Consider the following 18,052-nt stretch of genomic DNA (forward strand, 5'->3'; position numbering starts at 1 on the left):
AAATATACCAAAAATTTAATATGTTAAAATGTGTTAGCTTATTTAGTTTAAATATCTGTTGTATTTAGAGGTACTTGATAAAATATCTGTTGCAGTTTTAATCTCTTCATTATGAGTTTTGTAGTACTCATATAACCCTTCTCTGTAGACGTAACGTTTAACGATTTCGTCTGTTAATAAGTTAATTAATTGTTTTTTATTATTCTCTACAGCTTTAGCTTTAGAGTTGTCTAGATTAGTTATTAAGGTTTTATAATCCTTACTAATATCGTCATCTAAATTTTCAGATTTTGAAACTTCCATTGCTTTTTTAAGTGCTTTTTCAGTTTCCGTTTCAAACTCAAAACCTGATGTATTTAGGTAGTTTTTAAAGGTATTAAAGTCGGTATCTGTTAATTTAAATTTAGAGATATCTTCTATTTTATTGTTATAGTAATAGGTTGTTGCAAAATCAAATATGCTTTGACTATTTAAAATAGCGTCTGTTATTGCTGTATTTTTAGTCACCTCTAAAGCTTCGTCAGGAAAGACACCACCACCATCAAATACTTTACGACCATTTTTAGTTTTAAAGGCATTGTAATTTTCTTGTTTAACTCTTACAGCGTTACCATTGTCATCTCTGTTCCAATAATCTAAAGCCTGTATACATCTTCCAGAAGGTGTGTAATATCTTGATATTGTTACTTTTAATTGTGTACCATAAGTTAGTTTTTTAGGACGTTGTACTAGTCCTTTACCAAAACTTCTAGACCCAACTATAACTGCACGATCAATGTCTTGTAATGTCCCAGAAACAATCTCTGATGCAGATGCACTGCGACCATCTATTAATACTACAACTGGGATGGTTGTGTCTATAGGTTCTTTTGATGTGTAATAGGTTTTATTATATTTTTTTACTTTAGATTTTGTGGTAACTACTAATTGTCCCTTTGGTACAAATAGGTTAACCACATTAACCGCTTCGTTTAGTAAGCCACCAGGATTACCTCTTAAATCTAAGATTATTTGTGTTGCACCTTGTGCTTTTAAATCTTTTAAAGCATAACCAGTTTGTAAAGACGCTTTTTCGTTAAATTTTTGAAGCACAATATAACCTGTTTTAGCGTCTATCATGGAAAAGTGAGGAACAGCATCAATTTCTATTTCAGATCGTGTAACAGTGGTTGTATTTGTTTTTCCTTGACGTTTATAGGTAATTTCTAATGTAGAGTTTGGTGTTCCTTTTAAAAGGTCTGAAGCATCACCATCAAAACCATCTAGTAATGTACCATCTACTGCTGTAATTTCGTCACCAGCTTTTAATCCTGCTTTATCTGCTGGATAGTCTTTGTAGGGCTCAATAACCAATAATTTATCTTTTAGTGTCTTAATCCTTGCTCCAACTCCTGTGTAATCTCCTGTACGACGTATACGCTCTGCTTCTACATCTTGCTCGTTATAAAATTTTGTATATGGATCCAAGTCGTTAAGCATATTTTTAATGGCATTATCCATTAATTCTGCAGGATTAGTTTCATCCACATAGTTCATATTCAGCTCTTTAAAAAGTGTTGTGAATATTTCTATTTGTTTAGCTATTTCAAAAAAATCGCTTTTAAAAGCAGTACCTGTAAATAAAATGGTAACAGCTAATATTGGAATTATAAGACGTTTTTTTAATATGTTTTTCATGATAATTTTTTTGAACTAAATGCGATAAGAATTTTAAAAATAAAAGTCCTTATGGTTTAGAAATTTGGTCATTAAATTTAGATAGTAACGTTTTCATTTTTTGATTAATTACCTCAAAATCTGGCATTTCTTTACTAAGATATAAAATCATAAGCGTGAAATGGTCATTATTATTGTCTATTAATAGATTTTTATTTAATCTGTAGCCTTCCCTAAGCAAGCGTTTAACACGAATCCTATCCACAGCTTTTTTAAAATTACGTTTACTGGCAGATACACCAACTTTTAAAGTAGTATCATTTTTTAAATATACCATACGTAATGGATAAGCAGACACTGATTTACCTTGTTCAAACAATTTTTCGATTGCTTTTTGGCTTTTAAGTTTTTCGTGTTTATTATAAGTAAGACGCATTATTAGTTGTTTTTTAAGTCTTTTTTTAATACTGAATCTTGTAATTGTACTAATTTAGTTTCAAGTTCATGCAACCTATCGTAGACATCAACAGGTTGAGATATTTGTTTAGATGCAAACATTTTTACGTGCCAAATTTCCATAATATCTTCAACGTTTATTGAAAAATCTGGATAATTTCCGTCCTTGTTATCACTTTTTAAAATCAGTTTTTTATCCGTTGTAGTGGTATTAATAATACGCTTTAAAACAATACCATCGTTTTTACTAATTACAACATAAATTTGATCGTTTTTTATATCCTCTAATTGTTCTACATATTTAGCAAATACTAAATCTCCATCAAAAAATGTACTAACCATTGAGTGACCTTGAACTTCAAAACACCTAAACGTACCATGGGCAAGATTAGGCATATAAAAAGAAGGTAAGGTTTGAATATACTGGGTGTCAGCATAGCCATTTAGGTAGCCTGCTCTTGCTTTTATAGGTACATAAATCACATTTTCGTTATTATCACTTGATACCGAAATTACCTGAGGCACACTAGAAAATGATGGACTACTGGGTAAATCTTGATTTAGCATGACTTTACTTTTTCCAAATAGATAATTTGGATTGATATCAAATACATTAATAATGGCGTTTAATACGTCATAACCAGGCTTAGTTTTTTTACGTGTACCATCCTTTTGTAAACGTCCATTTATAATACTGTCAATAGTTGTACCAGTCACACCTATACGTTTTGAAAACGCATAATTATTCAGATTAAAATGGTTAATTATTGTGGTGATTTTTTGATCAATCTGCTGCATGGTTCAAGAAGTAATCCTGTTTAAAATCTAATTAAAGGCTAATATACAAATTAATAAAAGTTAAACATTTGTACTATTTAAAACAAGTATAAGATACGCTCTTGATTATCTGGTAATCCAATGATATTATTACAATAGTCATTTTGGTATATTAAGTCCCCTTTTTTAATATAACCTTCTGCTTTTGGCATACAAGCATCCCAAGCACTTGAAGGTTTACAATCTTTTAAATTTAGTTTAATTATAGTGTGATTTGCAACTGTAATTACAGCATATGTATAATCTTTTGCTTGATTTAATGCAGGAGCAACAGTGTCTTTATTTAAGCTTATTATTGCTTTCGCAGAAATTTTAGCAGTCTCCTGAAATGTTTCAATAGGATTGGTTGTTGTATCGTTTTTTAAACTTTTAATATCCTCTAAAAAAGGAATAGTTATAATCCCTGTAGTAGTTTCGGTTTTTGGATTTGTTTGGGATGATACTACCTTATTTTCTTTGTTTACCGAAGGTGTATTAGTTCTGTTTTCATCCTTGCAGCTAAATATTAGTAACACAATTAAAAGTAAAGTAAATGATTTCATTTTATAAATAGTATTAATTAACATGTTGAAATATAATGAACTAAAATTTTTAAGTCTAACTTCTATTTATTCTTTTTATTTGATAGTTTTTTTTAACAATATTTTATACATTTGGATTAATAAAAAACTTAATCAACAATTAAATGAAAAAATTATTAGTATTATCAGTTGCCTCTTTATTTTTAGCAACAAGTTGTGGAACAATGGGTGTTGTATCTACTCCATCTGAGTACAAAACTGCAGGAAAAGAAGTAAGTGTTGTAAAAAAAGGTGTTAACATTTTTGGATTTACTCCAATGGATGTTCAAAAAGAAGCTGGTGCAGCTTTATCTGAATTAAATGGAAAATGTAGTAATGGTGTAACTAACATTAGAACTACTGTTTCTGGTAAAGCGTTTATCGTTGGATTTGAAAAATTAGAAATTACAGGTAACTGTAACTAATTATTTATACAATTTAAGTACTTAAGGTGTAGATTTTTATCTGGACCTTATGTATAAAACAAAAAAGCTACAACTTAAGTTGTAGCTTTTTTTAGTTTAATTTAAACCTATCTACTGTTTTACAGTATTATTAGTTTTATCTATATCTGCCATTAACTGATTTGGATCTATAGTAATAGATTTAATCATGCTTTTTGGCTTACTAATACTAAAGCTATAAGTTGGCATTGCCCAAGCCCAATCGTTTATGATTTTAGTTGTAGTTGCTACTGGCTTTTCACCACGCATCATTTGTAACGGGATGTAATATTGCTCTGTTGTACCATCAGTATATGCTACCTCAATATCTAAAGGCATTGGCATTAATCCTATACGCTCTAAATTAACGGTTGTAATGCTATTATTTTCTTCAAGAGATGTAATAGCATAGTCAATGGTATTTGTAGTCTGTGTCCAGTCCATTAAGTACCAATCTAATTCTAAACCAGAAATCTTTTCAGCAGTTCTAATAATATCAAGTGGTCTAGGGTGTTTAAAAGAAAAATCATCAAAATATTTTTTAAGCGTTTTCTTTAGGTTATCCTCTCCAATAATATATCCTAATTGAGATAAAAATACAGACCCTTTATTATAAGCAGTAATACCGTAAGCCATGTTTGTTTCATAACGATCTGCATGAGTTGACTGTGGTTTTTCTTTACCTGATTTTACTAAATAGTAATAACCATTATATGCTCCAGCAGCTGGATTTTTTAGGTTAGTATTGTTAATAGCATCCATTGCATAATCACTAATGTAACTTGTAAAACCTTCGTCCATCCATTCATGTTTAGCTTCATTAGAAGCTAATAAAAATTGAAACCAAGTATGTGCCATTTCGTGTGCAGTAACACCAACTAAACTACCAAAACTACGCTTTCCTGTAATTAATGTACACATAGCGTACTCCATTCCACCATCTCCACCTTGTATAACAGAGTATTGATCGTATGGATATTTTCCAACGTTTTCAGATAGATATTGCATTAATTGTACTGTTTTAGGCTGTAAATCTTTCCAAAACTGTAAATTTTCTGCTGGTAAATCGTTTTTGTAATAAAAGTTTAGCATCGGACCATTAGGTACTTGCATAGTATCGTGGATGTAATCTGGATCTGCAGCCCAAGTAAAGTCATGTACTTTAGGTGCTTTAAAACGTAACGTTTTTTTGTTTCCTTTTACTTCAGCTTCGCCTTGTTGGTAACCTGTACCACCAACAACGTAATTTTTATCAATAGTTAAATTTACTTCAAAATCTCCCCAAACACCATGAAACTCACGTCCAATGTATGGGTCAGCATGCCATCCTTCAAAATCATATTCTGCTAATTTAGGATACCATTGCGTCATTGATAAAGCAACACCTTCTGCATTATCACGACCAGAACGTCTAATTTGTTGTGGTACTTGTGCATCAAAATCCATTGTAAAAGTCACACTTTCTCCTGGCTGAATAGGTTTTGCTAAGTCAACCTCTAGAACTGTTCCAACAGTCTCATGGCTTAATGTTTTACCATCTTGCTTTAAGCTTTTTACTTTAATGTAACCAATCTCGTTTGGAGCCAATTTACTAATACGATCTCCAACACGTCTATCTGGATCTTCAATAGTACGAGAACGTACATCCATCTCGCTACCTGGTTGGAAGGCATTAAAATATAAATGGTAATACACGCGATTTAAAACATCTGGCGAGTTGTTAGTATAGACTAACGTTTGTTTACCATTGTATTGATACGTGTTTACATCCATATCAATATCCATTTTGTAATCTACATGTTGTTGCCAATAGGTAGATTTAGAATCTGTTGTGTTACTAGATGAATTGGCAACTTGTTTGGTAGAATTACAAGACGATAAAATACCAAAAGCGGAAATTAAAAGAAATAATTTTTTCATTGTTTTAAATTGAAATAAAAAAGCCTCAACATAATAGGTTGAGGCTTTTTTGAATTATTAATTGTTATTTAGAAATTTGTGAAGCCATAACTAAAGCGTTATAAGCATTTACAATTTTAGCCGATTGACTTAGGTCAGAAAATGGTTGAATGTTTTTAGCATCTCCACCAACAATAACTTTAGACGTTACAGCTAAACCAGAATCCATAATAATTTGTTTTACTTGTGCACCTGTTAGTTTTGGATATTGTGACCAAACTAAAGCAGCAACACCTGCAACAGCAGGAGCAGCCATACTTGTACCACCTTTAGTATCATATTCGTTTTCTGGAGTTGTAGAATATACTTGAGCTCCTGGAGCAAAAACATCTACATTTTTCTTACCGTAGTTAGAAAAACCAGCAACTAATTTTGTACCATAACTTGGTGCTAATGCACCAACACGAATGTAAGTGTTTGATAACTCTACATAATCAATATTGTCATCAGGGAAGTTTGCTTCAACATCTACATCTTTACTATCGTTACCAGCAGCATGTACAAAAATTACACCTTTATCACTTGCATATTTAATAGCGTCTCTTACCCATTCTGGGTGCATAGAAAAGCTTTTACCAAAACTACCGTTAATTACTTTAGCGCCATTGTCTACAGCATATCTTATCGCTTTTGCAATATCTTTATCGTACTCGTCACCATTTGGTACTGCACGAAGCGCCATAATTTTTACGTTATTAGCAACACCATTTGCTCCTAAACCATTGTTACGCTCTGCAGCGATAATACCTGCAACGTGTGTACCATGACTTTCAGATTTTTTTACAGGCATAACGTTTCCGTTTCCGTAACCTGGCTTATCGTTAAAATCGTTTGGATTATCTCCTGTTTTACGACCGTTAAAGTCTTTGTTTAAGTTAGCGTTTAATTGGTCAGTAAAATACTCTACACCACCTTTAATTTGCTTTTCAGCTTCTGGAATAGATGTCATCCCGTTAGCATACATAAATTTAGCTGTAGCTACTGCTGTTGCTAATTCAGATCCTTCTTCTGCAGTGATTGCATTAACTTCTGCAGGTGTATAATCTTCTTTTTTAAAGTGTGCTGTTAATACTTTATTTGCGCTGCTTACTTGACCATATATTTGGTCGTAACGTTGCTTACCACTTAAAGCTTGTTGGTAATCTTTTTCTAGTTTTTCTGCTGCTTCAGCATATCTTGGGATACTTGTGTCTCCAGTTGCAACAATACGCGTCATTTCTAACTGCTCGTCATAACCATCTCCTAAAAAGTTCCATCCATGGACATCATCGATGTAACCATTATTGTCATCATCTTTTCCGTTTCCTGCAATTTCTTTAGGGTTAGTCCAGATAACACCATCTAAATCTTCATGTGTAATATCTATACCAGAGTCAATAACAGCAACAATAATTTGCTGTCCTTTTTTACCTTTAATAATTTCGGCGTAAGCCTTATCAACACTCATACCAGGAATAGTATCTTTTACTAAATCTAAGTGTCCCCAATTGTGTGCTTCTGCGTCTGTTAAGGCAGATTCTTTCATTGGTGTGTTGTCAATATTTTCTATAGGTGTAGATAATATTGGAGCACTTCCACCGCAACTAGATAAAACTATCGCAGCAAAAGCCGAAAATAAAATTGGTTTATAGGTAATCTTCATTATAAATTGTTTTGAATTGTTAATTAAAAATATCGTTACAAGTAAAGGTGTCTTTTAATCGTACGCCTTTTTCTGTGTGTTGCACAGTAATTATTTCGTTGTGTGCATCGTGTTCCAAAAATAAGTAATAATTGTTATCTGCTGCTAGATTCAGGAATTTTTCTTTTTCGTCTAACGTCAACAATGGTCTTGTATCATAACCCATTACAAAGGGTAAAGGTAAATGTCCAACGGTTGGTAATAAGTCTGCCATAAAACAAATGGTTTTACCTTTGTAATTAATCATTGGTATCATTTGTTTGTCTGTATGTCCATTGGCATAAAATATATCGAAACCTAAAGCTGAATTTTTTAAAATATCATCCTGCGGAAGGTCTGTAAATTTTAGTCGTCCACTTTGTTCCATTGGTAATATGTTTTCTTTTAAAAACGAAGCAACTTCACGTCTGTTAGGCTCTGTTGCCCATTTCCAATGGTCTTTATTGCTCCAAAAGTGAGCATTTTTAAAGGCAGATTTTAATTTTGTACGGTCTTTATTATAATTAAAAGCACCTCCAGAATGGTCAAAATGTAAGTGCGTTAAAAACACATCTGTAACATCGTCTGTAGAGAAACCTACTGCTTTTAAAGATTTTTCAATAGTATCATCTCCATATAAGTTGTAATGACCATAAAACTTTTCGCTTTGTTTGGTTCCCATTCCTGTGTCAATTAGTGTCAAACGGTTTCCGTCTTCAATTAATAAACAACGTGCAGCGATATCTATTAAATTATTAGCATCTGCTGGATTGGTTCTGGTCCATAAAGTTTTTGGGACAACACCAAACATGGCACCTCCATCTAGTTTAAAATGACCAGCTTGTATTGGGTGTAATTTCATTATAAAGAATTAGTATTAAAACTACCTGCAAATTACTAAATAAGTGTTAAACACTTAAAATATTAAGGTTTTATTAAGAAATAACCGCTTTTAGACGTTTACCAAAATCGTAAAGTGCTTTAATTTCTTTTATGCTAGCTAATCGCTCGCGTCCAAAGACCAACAAATCTTGACCATTAGACTCGATATGGTAGTAGGGATTACTTTCAAAAAAGTGCGTGATTTCATCTGTAAAAAACTGTTGTATAGCTTGCGTATCTTCACCTAATAAATAAAAGCGATTGGAAAAATCGGTGTGGTTTTTAATAGGAATATCTTTAAAACCTGCAAAAGCATAGACTTTTTCTAAAAACCCTTCTCTGTCTAGAGTAAACTCTGGAATTTGTTTGTTTAGTTTAATATGAAGCATTGTACTACGCACGACTTCTTTAGCAATAAATTCTCCTTCAGAAAACTCGATATCAAATAATTTTAAACCATTGCTTTTATTAATGGTTTGGTTATAGATGTAGTTGATTTGTTTTACCCTGAAAAATAAAAAATTGTTTAAAAAGCCCGTTTGTTTTTCTTTTTTAGCAATGTAGTCTAAGTTGTAATCGTTTGCTAACTCCTCCATGGTGGTTTGTCGACGCGTCAAGCTATTTTTAATAACATTTGGTACAGGAACTAAGCGACGCAATGCAAATGGATGTTCTGAGTCTGTATCGTGTAAATCTAAGCCTAAAACTTCAAAGTGTCCACCACGTTTTGCAAATAGCTCTTGATAGTTATTAAGGTTTTCCATAACGGTATGGTCCACAAATTGGCATAGCGAAAAATCAATAATAACGTCTTCGTTTTCTGGTACTGCGTCTAATTTAGCTTTTAATTTATAGAAATTTAAAAAGCTACAAAAATGCTTAACACTTATGTAATAATGACCATCTTCTTGAAACATTAAAACGTTTGGTTTAAGCCAATTTCTGGCAAAAAGTGATATACTTTTATTTAAGACAATATGTATAATAAATGTGATTAATACTCCTGATAAAATACCTGAAATTAAACCAATTTTTAATGTAACAATTAGGGTAACAAAAAAGATGATTAACTGTTCTTTTCCAATTCTAAAAATCTTTTTAATATTTTCTGGAGACGCTAGTTTATATCCTGTGTAAACTAATATTGCCATTAATGCTGGTAATGGTATACGTGCTAATTGCGTACTAAATAAGACAATAAAAATAACTAAAAAGAAAGCATGAAAAAAGTTGGAAGACCTATTACTACCGCCATTATTAACGTTAACTGAGCTTCTTGCAATTACAGTTACGACATTAAGACCACCTAAAAATCCACTTCCTATGGTTGCTAATCCTAAGGCTTTAAGATCTCTGTTTACATTACTTCTTCTTTTTCTGGATCTAATTTATCTACAGCTTTGATGCTTAACAAGGACTCTATACTAGCAATTAATGTTAAAGCTAATACACTAGTCCAAAACGGAAATGTCCCGATTTTACTAAAATCCACAGTTGGTATTTGCGATATAATTTCTGAAAATTCTGGTATACCAGAAATCATGTAATTTATTGCAATTGGGTTGGCTTGATGCGCAACCAACTCAAAGTAATAACTAAATCCAATAGAAAGTATAACAATCCACATTGGAGCAGGTATAAGTTGTAAGTATTTGTTTCTTAGTTTAGAATAAAATATCATAATTAAAAAACTAATAACTCCAGCTAATGCAGCATAAATTAACCCTGTATTATCGTAATGTATAGCATCGTTTATAGTAAATGGAATTTCGAATAAATAATCAACCGTATCTTCCCTTTTAATCCTATGCGCTAACATAATATGAAACTGTTTTCCTAGTATAATAAGACCAATAGCAGCTAGCATACCTTGAATGGCAGAGGATGGAAAAAATCTGCTAATTTGCCTAATCTTAAAAAGCCTAAAAGTAATAGTAAGGCTCCAGAGCAAATAATGGCAGCATAAGCACTTTCTATACCCAAGGTTAAAATAGTACCTAAAAGCACACCAACTAATCCGTTACCTGGACCAGAGATAGTAACGTGACTACCACCTAAAATAGAGACTAAAATTCCACCAATTACAGCAGCAATTACTCCAGAAATTGGAGGTGCATCACTAGCCATAGCCAATCCTAAACCTAGAGGTAAAGCAATAAGACTTACCACAAAACCAGAAAATATATTTTTAGGTAATGCTTTAAAAAAGACTGTTGTATTATTTTGTTTTGGACTCATTGAATAATTAAAACATCGGTTGGTAGCTCAGTTAAAATATGTTCAATATCATGCGGAAATAAACGATCCCAAAACGTCATTTTTGTTGGCGCATTCATGACTAATAAATCTGCTCGAGATATTTGTGCATAATGTCCAATGGAATAGCCTTGGGTACCAAAAATAGGTTGTGATTTAATTGCAATAGTATTAGTATTAGTATTAGTATGTTCTTGTGGTAAATCTTCAATTATATGATTAATTCTTGAGGTTTCACGATTACTAATACGTTCTCTGACAATATTAGCATGTCTTAAAGATTTATCATCATCTACATTAACTGCAATTTCATTGGGCTTAATTTCTTCTACTATTGTTATTTTTTCGGCTTTAAGTTTTGATGCAACATAAAAGGCAGTCGCTATGGTTTGTTCGGTTTTTGGATCTTCTAATCCATTAACAACTATGTGTCTACAGACAATTCTGTCAATAGATGGATTAATTAATAATAGTAGACTACACTTGGCTTGTCTAGTTATTTTCCTAGCAATAGAACCAACATAGTATTTTAATAAATTTTCACGTTTAGCAGCTCCAATAATTAAAAGGTCTATATCTTTTTTATTTGTAGTGTCTAATATAGCAGCAACTGGGTTTCCTGATTTAAAGACGACTTCATACTTTAGATTATCTTTCTTAAAGCTACTTAATATACTATTTATGGTTTTTGACTTATCATCAGATTGTGCTCCAATATGAATCATAATTAGTTTAGCATCAAAAAATAAAGCTAGTCTAGCAGCTTCAAAAATATTAGCTTTAAGATTGGGCGAAAACGCGATACCAATTCCAATGGTTTTAAAGGGCTTTATTGTCAATTAGGTTAGTAGTTTTTTGATGAAAAATTGTAAGATACCATTTTTTTAAGTTTAAAAAAATTGAGTTAGATAGTGGTCTAGGCTTAAAAATTTAACTTTTTACTCTAAATTTGGGTTAAATTATAGAAGTAGAATTTTAGAATTAGTATTTTCACCAAAACGATAATTGAATGATAGAATTAGGAGGAATCATTATTTTAGGAATACTTGCACAATGGGTTGCTTGGAAATTAAAAATACCAGCAATTTTACCTTTAATATTAATTGGCTTGTTGGTTGGTCCAATTGCAGCCGAGTTTTTAAGTGAAGATGGAACCAAATGGATAGAACCAATATGGAATGGTGACGAAGGTTTATTTCCTGGCGAAAGCTTGTTTTATTTTGTATCCTTAGCCATTAGTATTATTCTTTTTGAAGGAGGTTTAACCTTAAAAATGAGCGAAATTAAAAATGTTGGACCTGTAATTACCAAGTTAATATCTGTAGGGTCTTTGGTTACCTTTTTTGGTGCTGGTATTGCAGCACATTACGTATTTGGGTTAACATGGGAGATTTCATATTTATTTTCAGGATTAATTATTGTTACAGGACCAACAGTAATTACACCTATTTTAAGAAACATTCCGCTTAAAAAAGACATCTCTGCAGTTTTAAAATGGGAAGGGATTTTAATTGATCCAATCGGAGCATTAGTAGCAGTATTAGTATTTGAATTTATTAGTGTTGACGCAGGTGGAGAGTTTACTAAAACCGCATTAATAGAGTTTGGTAAAATTGTGTTATTTGGAGCTACCTTTGGATTTACTTTTGCACATGCTTTAAATTTTATTATTAATAAAAAGTGGGTACCTCATTATTTATTAAATGTCTTTGCATTAGCAGCTGTTTTAGGTGTTTTTGTATTGTCGGATGTCTTTGCGCACGAGTCTGGATTACTTGCAGTAGTGGTCATGGGAATGGTGTTAGGTAACTCAAACTCTCCATACCTAAAAGACTTATTATATTTTAAAGAATCTTTAAGCGTATTATTAATTTCAATATTATTTATTTTACTAGCAGCTAATATTAATTACAGCGAGCTATTATTAATTTATAACTGGAATACAGTAGCGCTTTTTGCTATAATAATATTAGTTATTAGACCTATTGGTGTCTTTTTAAGCACGTATGGATCTAAGCTCAAATTAAACGAAAAACTGTTTATTAGTTGGGTTGGACCACGTGGTATTGTAGCTGCAGGAATCGCTTCGCTTTTTGGTTTAAAATTAGCTAGTAAAGGTGTTGAAGGAGCCGAGTATATTACTCCTTTAGTATTTGTAATTGTTTTAGGTACTGTACTTTTAAATGCGACAACAGCTAGACTTTTTGCTAAGTTAGTTGGTGTGTTTTTAACCCAATCTAATGGAATACTAATAGTAGGAGCATCAAAAGTATCTAGGTTAATTGGGCACTACTTAGAGTCACATGGTAGACATGTGGTCCTAATTGATAGTAATCAAAATAACATTAACAAAGCTAAAGAGCTTGGTTTGGAAGCTATAAACACCAATATCTATTCTGAAACATTAACTGATAATATCGAGCTTAATGATGTTGGATATTTAATGGCTTTAACAGGAAACAACGAAATTAATAAATATGCTATCAATAAATTTTCAAAGCAATTTGGAGAAAATGGTGCGTTTAGATTAGTGTCTACAGAAGAGATGTTAGATGAAAATAATAATCCACATGAAGGTTTATTTTCTCATACAGATGACTTTAACACACTTTCAGATGTAACTAGAAAATTTCCTAGTATTCAAGAAATTGAAATTATAGATAAAGCACATCTAATGGATTTAATTAAAACCACAAATGAAGACCGTGAAATAGTTCCATTATTTATAAAGGATGACGAAGGAGAGTTACACATAATATCGTCTTACAACACTAATTTTGAAGACGTAAGTGAAGGTTATTATTTAGTCTATTTAGGAAAACCTTTAGACGTAGAAAAAGTAGACACAGTCTAACTAAAAGTATAAGGCATAAAAAAACCTTCATTTTAATAATGAAGGTTTTTTTTATATCTAATAGTTAACTTAATCGTTAAGTTTTAAAACAGCCATAAATGCTTGTTGAGGTATTTCTACATTACCTACTTGACGCATACGTTTTTTACCTTTTTTCTGTTTCTCTAAAAGTTTACGCTTACGCGAAATATCACCACCATAACATTTTGCGGTAACATCCTTACGTAAAGCCTTAACGGTTTCTCTAGCTATAATTTTTGCTCCAATTGCAGCTTGAATAGGAATATCAAATTGTTGACGCGGAATTAATTCTTTTAACTTCTCACACATTTTTTTACCTATGTTATGTGCGTTATCTGCGTGTATTAAAGCAGACAAAGCATCTACAGGCTGTGCATTTAATAATACGTCTAATCGTACTAATTTAGACACCTTCATACCTATTGGGTGGTAGTCAAAAGATGCGTAACCTTTAGACACTGTTTTTAATCGGTCATAAAAGTCAAATACAATTTCGGCAAGAGGCATTTCAAAAGTTAATTCTACACGTTCTGGTGTTAAATACGTTTGATTAATAATCATCCCTCGTTTTTCTATACATAAGCTCATTACATTACCAACAAAGTCTGATTTTGTAATTATCGTTGCTTTAATATAAGGTTCCTCAACACGATTTACGGTTGAAGGATCTGGTAAATCCGAAGGGTTATTCACTATAAAAGCATCTTCAGGATTTTTATTTGTGTAAGCATGGTACGATACGTTAGGTACAGTAGTAATAACCGTCATGTCAAACTCACGCTCTAAACGCTCTTGGATAATTTCCATGTGTAACATTCCTAAAAATCCACAACGGAAACCAAAACCTAAAGCTGCAGAGCTTTCTGCCTGAAACACTAAGGATGCATCATTAAGTTGTAGCTTTTCCATACTGTTTCTCAGCTCTTCATAATCCTCTGTATCTACTGGATAAATACCAGCAAAAACCATTGGTTTTACGTCCTCAAAACCTTCGACAATATTAGTCGTTGGATTAGCAAAGTCCGTAATAGTATCTCCTACTTTTACCTCTTTAGCAGTTTTAATACCTGTAATTAGGTAACCTACATCTCCTGTTTTAACACTTTGTTTTGCGACCTGAGTTAGTTTTAAAGTACCAACTTCGTCTGCATTATACTCTTTATCTGTAGCAACAAATTTAATTTTTTGTCCTTTTTTAATTTCACCATTAAATACTCTAAAATAAGTTTCAATACCTCTAAAAGTATTATAAACTGAGTCAAATATTAAGGCTTGTAAAGGCGCATCAGGATCACCTTTTGGTGCAGGAATACGCTCAATAATTGCTTTTAAAATGTTTTCTACTCCAAAACCTGTTTTACCACTTGCATGGATAACATCTTCTGGTTTGCAACCTAATAAATCTACAATATCATCTGTAACTTCTTCTGGATTTGCACTTGGTAAATCTACTTTATTTAAAACAGGAATAATCTCTAAATCATTCTCTAAGGCTAAATAAAGGTTAGATATAGTTTGCGCTTGTATACTTTGGGCAGCATCTACAATTAGTAAAGCACCTTCACAAGCTGCAATAGATCTTGACACTTCATAAGAAAAATCTACGTGACCAGGTGTGTCAATTAAGTTTAAAACAAATTTTTCGCCTTCATAAATGTAGTCCATTTGGATAGCATGCGACTTAATGGTAATACCACGTTCGCGTTCTAAATCCATACTATCTAATAATTGGGCTTGTTGTTCTCTTGCTGTTACAGAGCCAGTAGCGTCTAGTAACCTATCGGCAAGTGTACTTTTTCCGTGATCAATATGTGCAATTATGCAAAAATTTCTGATGTTCTTCATAGTCAAATCTCTTTATAAATAAAGATATTGCAAATATATAGTAATTATTGGGCTTTTTTCTTTTTTCTTAGGAATACAAATTCATATAAATTTGCGGTTTTTCCCACACTTTAATGTTAATTACAATTATTATATTGCAGGCTTAACCTATTATAAATGAATCGCTTTAATTTTATTATCGTTTTTTGTTTATCTATGACTACTTATGCTCAGGATTTAACCATTTCTGGGAACGTTGTAGATGACTCAAATCAACCCATTTTATTTGCTAACGCAATTATGTATACTTCTGATCAATCACAAGTTATATCAGGATCAAGTACTAATGAAGATGGTCAATTTAGTATTGACAATTTAACCTCTGGAGAGTATGTTTTAAAAATCTCGTTTTTAGGTTTTGAAACCGAAACTAAAAATATAACATTGGCTAATGATGTTAATTTAGATACCATAATATTAAAAACACTACCAGAAACTTTAGGCGAAGTAACCGTTAATGCAAAAAAACCAACGTTTACAAAACAAGCAGATCGCATGATATTTAACGTTGCAAATACTGCTTTAGTGGAAGGTACAATGCTTGATGTTTTAAAAAGTACACCAGGTGTTTTGGTTTTGGACGATAATATTTTGGTTAAAAATAGTAGCCCAACAATTTATATAAACGATAAAAAAGTAAACTTATCAGCATCAGAGTTAGCTATGTTGTTAAATGCGTCTTCAGCAAATGCGGTCCAAAAAATAGAAGTTATTACCAGTCCATCTGCTAAATATGATGCTTCTAGTGGTGTTGTCTTAAAAATTGTGATGAGTAAAAACCTAATTATGGGTTACAGAGGTAGCGTTACAACGCATTACACACAAGGTGTATATCCTAGATATGATGGTGGATTAAATCAGTTTTATAAAACGGATAAAATAAACGTTAATCTTAATTACAGCTACAACCATACTAAGATAAATAGACACAATTTAGACGAAATTAATTACCAAGAAAACAATACTGCAACAGAATTTTGGAGAACAGATTTGGACCGAAATACAACGTCTAATACACACAATGCAAATCTAAATTTTGATTATTATATTAACGATAATAATACCCTTAGCTTGTCTTCAAACGTATTGTATTTACCATATTTTGATTATCAAACAAACGGAAGCACTTTTGTAAACGACTTACAAGGGTTAAATGACTACAATTTTAATTCTTATAATTCATCTAAAGATGACAAGTATAATATTGGTACAGATTTAGACTATAAGCTTAATTTAAAAAATGGTGCTAAATTTTTAGCAAATGCACATTATACGACCTATGATTTTAATAGAAGTCAACATGTCAATTCTGACTATTTTTTCCAGAATAACGCTTCAAACTTTAGTACTGCTTTTAATACCAGAAATAATCAATCTACAGATATTTTTTCTTTAAAATTAGATTACGAACTACCAATCAATGATAGTTCTAACCTATCCTTTGGTGTTAAATCCTCTAGCATAAATACAGACAGCGACATTGTGCAATTTGATGTGGACCAAACTACAGGTAACCAAGTATTAAATACAGCTAATACAAATGCTTTTAATTATGACGAGTCTGTTTATGCAGGATATTTAAGTTATGATAAAAGTTGGGATAAATGGAGTATGTCTGCAGGTTTAAGATTAGAGCATACTGATCTAGAAGGGTTTTCTCCTGCGACTAATGTAAGTCAAACACAAGACTACTTGGAGTTGTTTCCAACACTAAATGTAACTTGGCAAGCGTTTGAAAAAGCTAACCTTTATGTATCCTATAAAAGATATATACAACGTCCTAATTACACAAATTTAAATCCGTTTAACTTCTTTTTAAACGATAACATTATAGTTTCAGGTAATCCTAACTTACAACCATCGTTTACAACATACGCTACCATTGGGACTTCTATTAACAACACCTTTACTATAGAGGCATATTACAAAACAGTATCCAACCAAATTAACGAATTACCTATACAAGATAACGCCAATAATTTTTTGATTTATTCGCCTACCAATATTCAAAATGTTAGAGAATATGGACTTGATTTTATGGCAGATTTATATATCTCAAACAAGTATTCAGTCTTCTTTTTGACTAGTCTTTTTAATCACGATTTTGATATCGATTTTAATAATCAAACGTCTAATTTTAATCAGTGGTCAAACTACTCCGAAATTAATGCTGGGTTTAATATGCTAAAAGATAACAGTCTATCTGTTAACCTTTCCGTAGCTTATTATAGTCAATTTTTACAAGGTACTTTATTAGGAGAGTCCATAACATATTCTAATTTAAGTTTAAGTAAAAAGGCCTTAAAAAACAAAGCAGTAATTAGTTTAATGTTTGCCGATTTATTTAACCAACAAGACCTTGGGGCAAGATCTAAATTTGCTAACCAAAACAATTACAGTTATCATAATATAGATAACCGTTACGTTAAATTAGGTTTTAGTTACAAGTTTGGAAACACTACGTTACAAACAAACGAGCGTACTAAATCGCTGAAAGAACGTGAACGCCTAGAGAAGTAGTATAATAGCTATTTTTTATTGTGTTTATGGTTTATAGGCATTTTATTTAATTGTTGGCGCTAAT

The 18,052-nt window shown here is 31.8% G+C and carries 13 protein-coding genes and 1 pseudogene; 3 read left to right on the top strand and 11 right to left on the bottom strand.

Going from position 1 to position 18,052, the window contains the following annotated elements:
- Nucleotides 1–42: 42 nt before the first annotated feature.
- The 4 genes from AC0L3M_RS12255 to AC0L3M_RS12270 form a co-directional block, all read right to left on the bottom strand.
- Complete coding sequence (locus AC0L3M_RS12255) at nt 43–1,677, bottom strand: S41 family peptidase (protein ID WP_473430939.1); 1,635 nt, start codon at nt 1,675–1,677, stop codon at nt 43–45.
- A 49-nt stretch (nt 1,678–1,726) separates the two neighbouring features.
- Nucleotides 1,727–2,092 (bottom strand): ribonuclease P protein component, encoded by a 366-nt coding sequence (gene rnpA / locus AC0L3M_RS12260; RefSeq protein ID WP_145005040.1) that lies wholly within the window; start codon nt 2,090–2,092, stop codon nt 1,727–1,729.
- Nucleotides 2,093–2,094: 2 nt separating this feature from the next.
- Nucleotides 2,095–2,910 (bottom strand): S24 family peptidase, encoded by an 816-nt coding sequence (locus tag AC0L3M_RS12265; RefSeq protein ID WP_473430940.1) that lies wholly within the window; start codon nt 2,908–2,910, stop codon nt 2,095–2,097.
- Nucleotides 2,911–2,987: 77 nt separating this feature from the next.
- Nucleotides 2,988–3,491, bottom strand: a complete 504-nt coding sequence (locus AC0L3M_RS12270) for a hypothetical protein (RefSeq protein ID WP_473430941.1) — start codon at nt 3,489–3,491, stop codon at nt 2,988–2,990.
- A 143-nt stretch (nt 3,492–3,634) separates the two neighbouring features.
- Here AC0L3M_RS12270 and AC0L3M_RS12275 point away from each other — a divergent pair, with 143 nt between their 5' ends.
- Nucleotides 3,635–3,934: a hypothetical protein gene (locus AC0L3M_RS12275; protein ID WP_473430942.1), complete on the top strand. Its 300-nt coding sequence runs from the start codon at nt 3,635–3,637 to the stop codon at nt 3,932–3,934.
- Between the two features lie 111 nt (nt 3,935–4,045).
- On the opposite strand, the gene AC0L3M_RS12280 is transcribed toward AC0L3M_RS12275, so the two are convergent.
- From AC0L3M_RS12280 to AC0L3M_RS12305, 6 genes and pseudogenes are all read right to left on the bottom strand, one after another.
- A complete protein-coding gene (locus tag AC0L3M_RS12280) occupies nt 4,046–5,872 on the bottom strand; it encodes a M1 family metallopeptidase (RefSeq protein ID WP_473430943.1) in 1,827 nt (608 codons plus the stop codon).
- A 64-nt stretch (nt 5,873–5,936) separates the two neighbouring features.
- Complete coding sequence (locus tag AC0L3M_RS12285) at nt 5,937–7,553, bottom strand: S8 family peptidase (protein ID WP_473430944.1); 1,617 nt, start codon at nt 7,551–7,553, stop codon at nt 5,937–5,939.
- Between the two features lie 19 nt (nt 7,554–7,572).
- Nucleotides 7,573–8,433 carry an MBL fold metallo-hydrolase gene (locus AC0L3M_RS12290; protein WP_473430945.1) on the bottom strand — a complete coding sequence of 287 codons (861 nt, stop codon included), beginning with the start codon at nt 8,431–8,433 and terminating at the stop codon, nt 7,573–7,575.
- A gap of 73 nt (nt 8,434–8,506) precedes the next feature.
- Nucleotides 8,507–9,841: a SulP family inorganic anion transporter gene (locus tag AC0L3M_RS12295; protein WP_473432509.1), complete on the bottom strand. Its 1,335-nt coding sequence runs from the start codon at nt 9,839–9,841 to the stop codon at nt 8,507–8,509.
- A pseudogene (locus AC0L3M_RS12300) lies at nt 9,811–10,691 on the bottom strand (SulP family inorganic anion transporter). The gene AC0L3M_RS12295 and the pseudogene AC0L3M_RS12300 overlap by 31 nt, the downstream one beginning before the upstream one ends.
- The gene (locus AC0L3M_RS12305; protein ID WP_473430946.1) at nt 10,688–11,548 is read right to left on the bottom strand and encodes a universal stress protein; all 861 of its coding nucleotides are present in this window, start codon (nt 11,546–11,548) and stop codon (nt 10,688–10,690) included. The pseudogene AC0L3M_RS12300 and the gene AC0L3M_RS12305 overlap by 4 nt, the downstream one beginning before the upstream one ends.
- 170 nt (nt 11,549–11,718) lie before the next feature.
- Here AC0L3M_RS12305 and AC0L3M_RS12310 point away from each other — a divergent pair, with 170 nt between their 5' ends.
- A complete protein-coding gene (locus tag AC0L3M_RS12310) occupies nt 11,719–13,563 on the top strand; it encodes a cation:proton antiporter (RefSeq protein WP_145005066.1) in 1,845 nt (614 codons plus the stop codon).
- A 69-nt stretch (nt 13,564–13,632) separates the two neighbouring features.
- Here the strand turns inward: AC0L3M_RS12310 and lepA are convergent, their stop codons facing one another.
- Entirely contained in the window at nt 13,633–15,429 is a 1,797-nt protein-coding gene (gene lepA, locus AC0L3M_RS12315; protein WP_145005069.1) for a translation elongation factor 4, read from the bottom strand.
- A gap of 156 nt (nt 15,430–15,585) precedes the next feature.
- Between lepA and AC0L3M_RS12320 the strand changes: the two genes are divergently transcribed.
- A complete protein-coding gene (locus tag AC0L3M_RS12320; protein ID WP_473430947.1) occupies nt 15,586–17,988 on the top strand; it encodes a TonB-dependent receptor domain-containing protein in 2,403 nt (800 codons plus the stop codon).
- Nucleotides 17,989–18,052: the final 64 nt, after the last annotated feature.

The sequence above is a fragment of the Olleya sp. KJ81-1 genome, assembly GCF_055808135.1.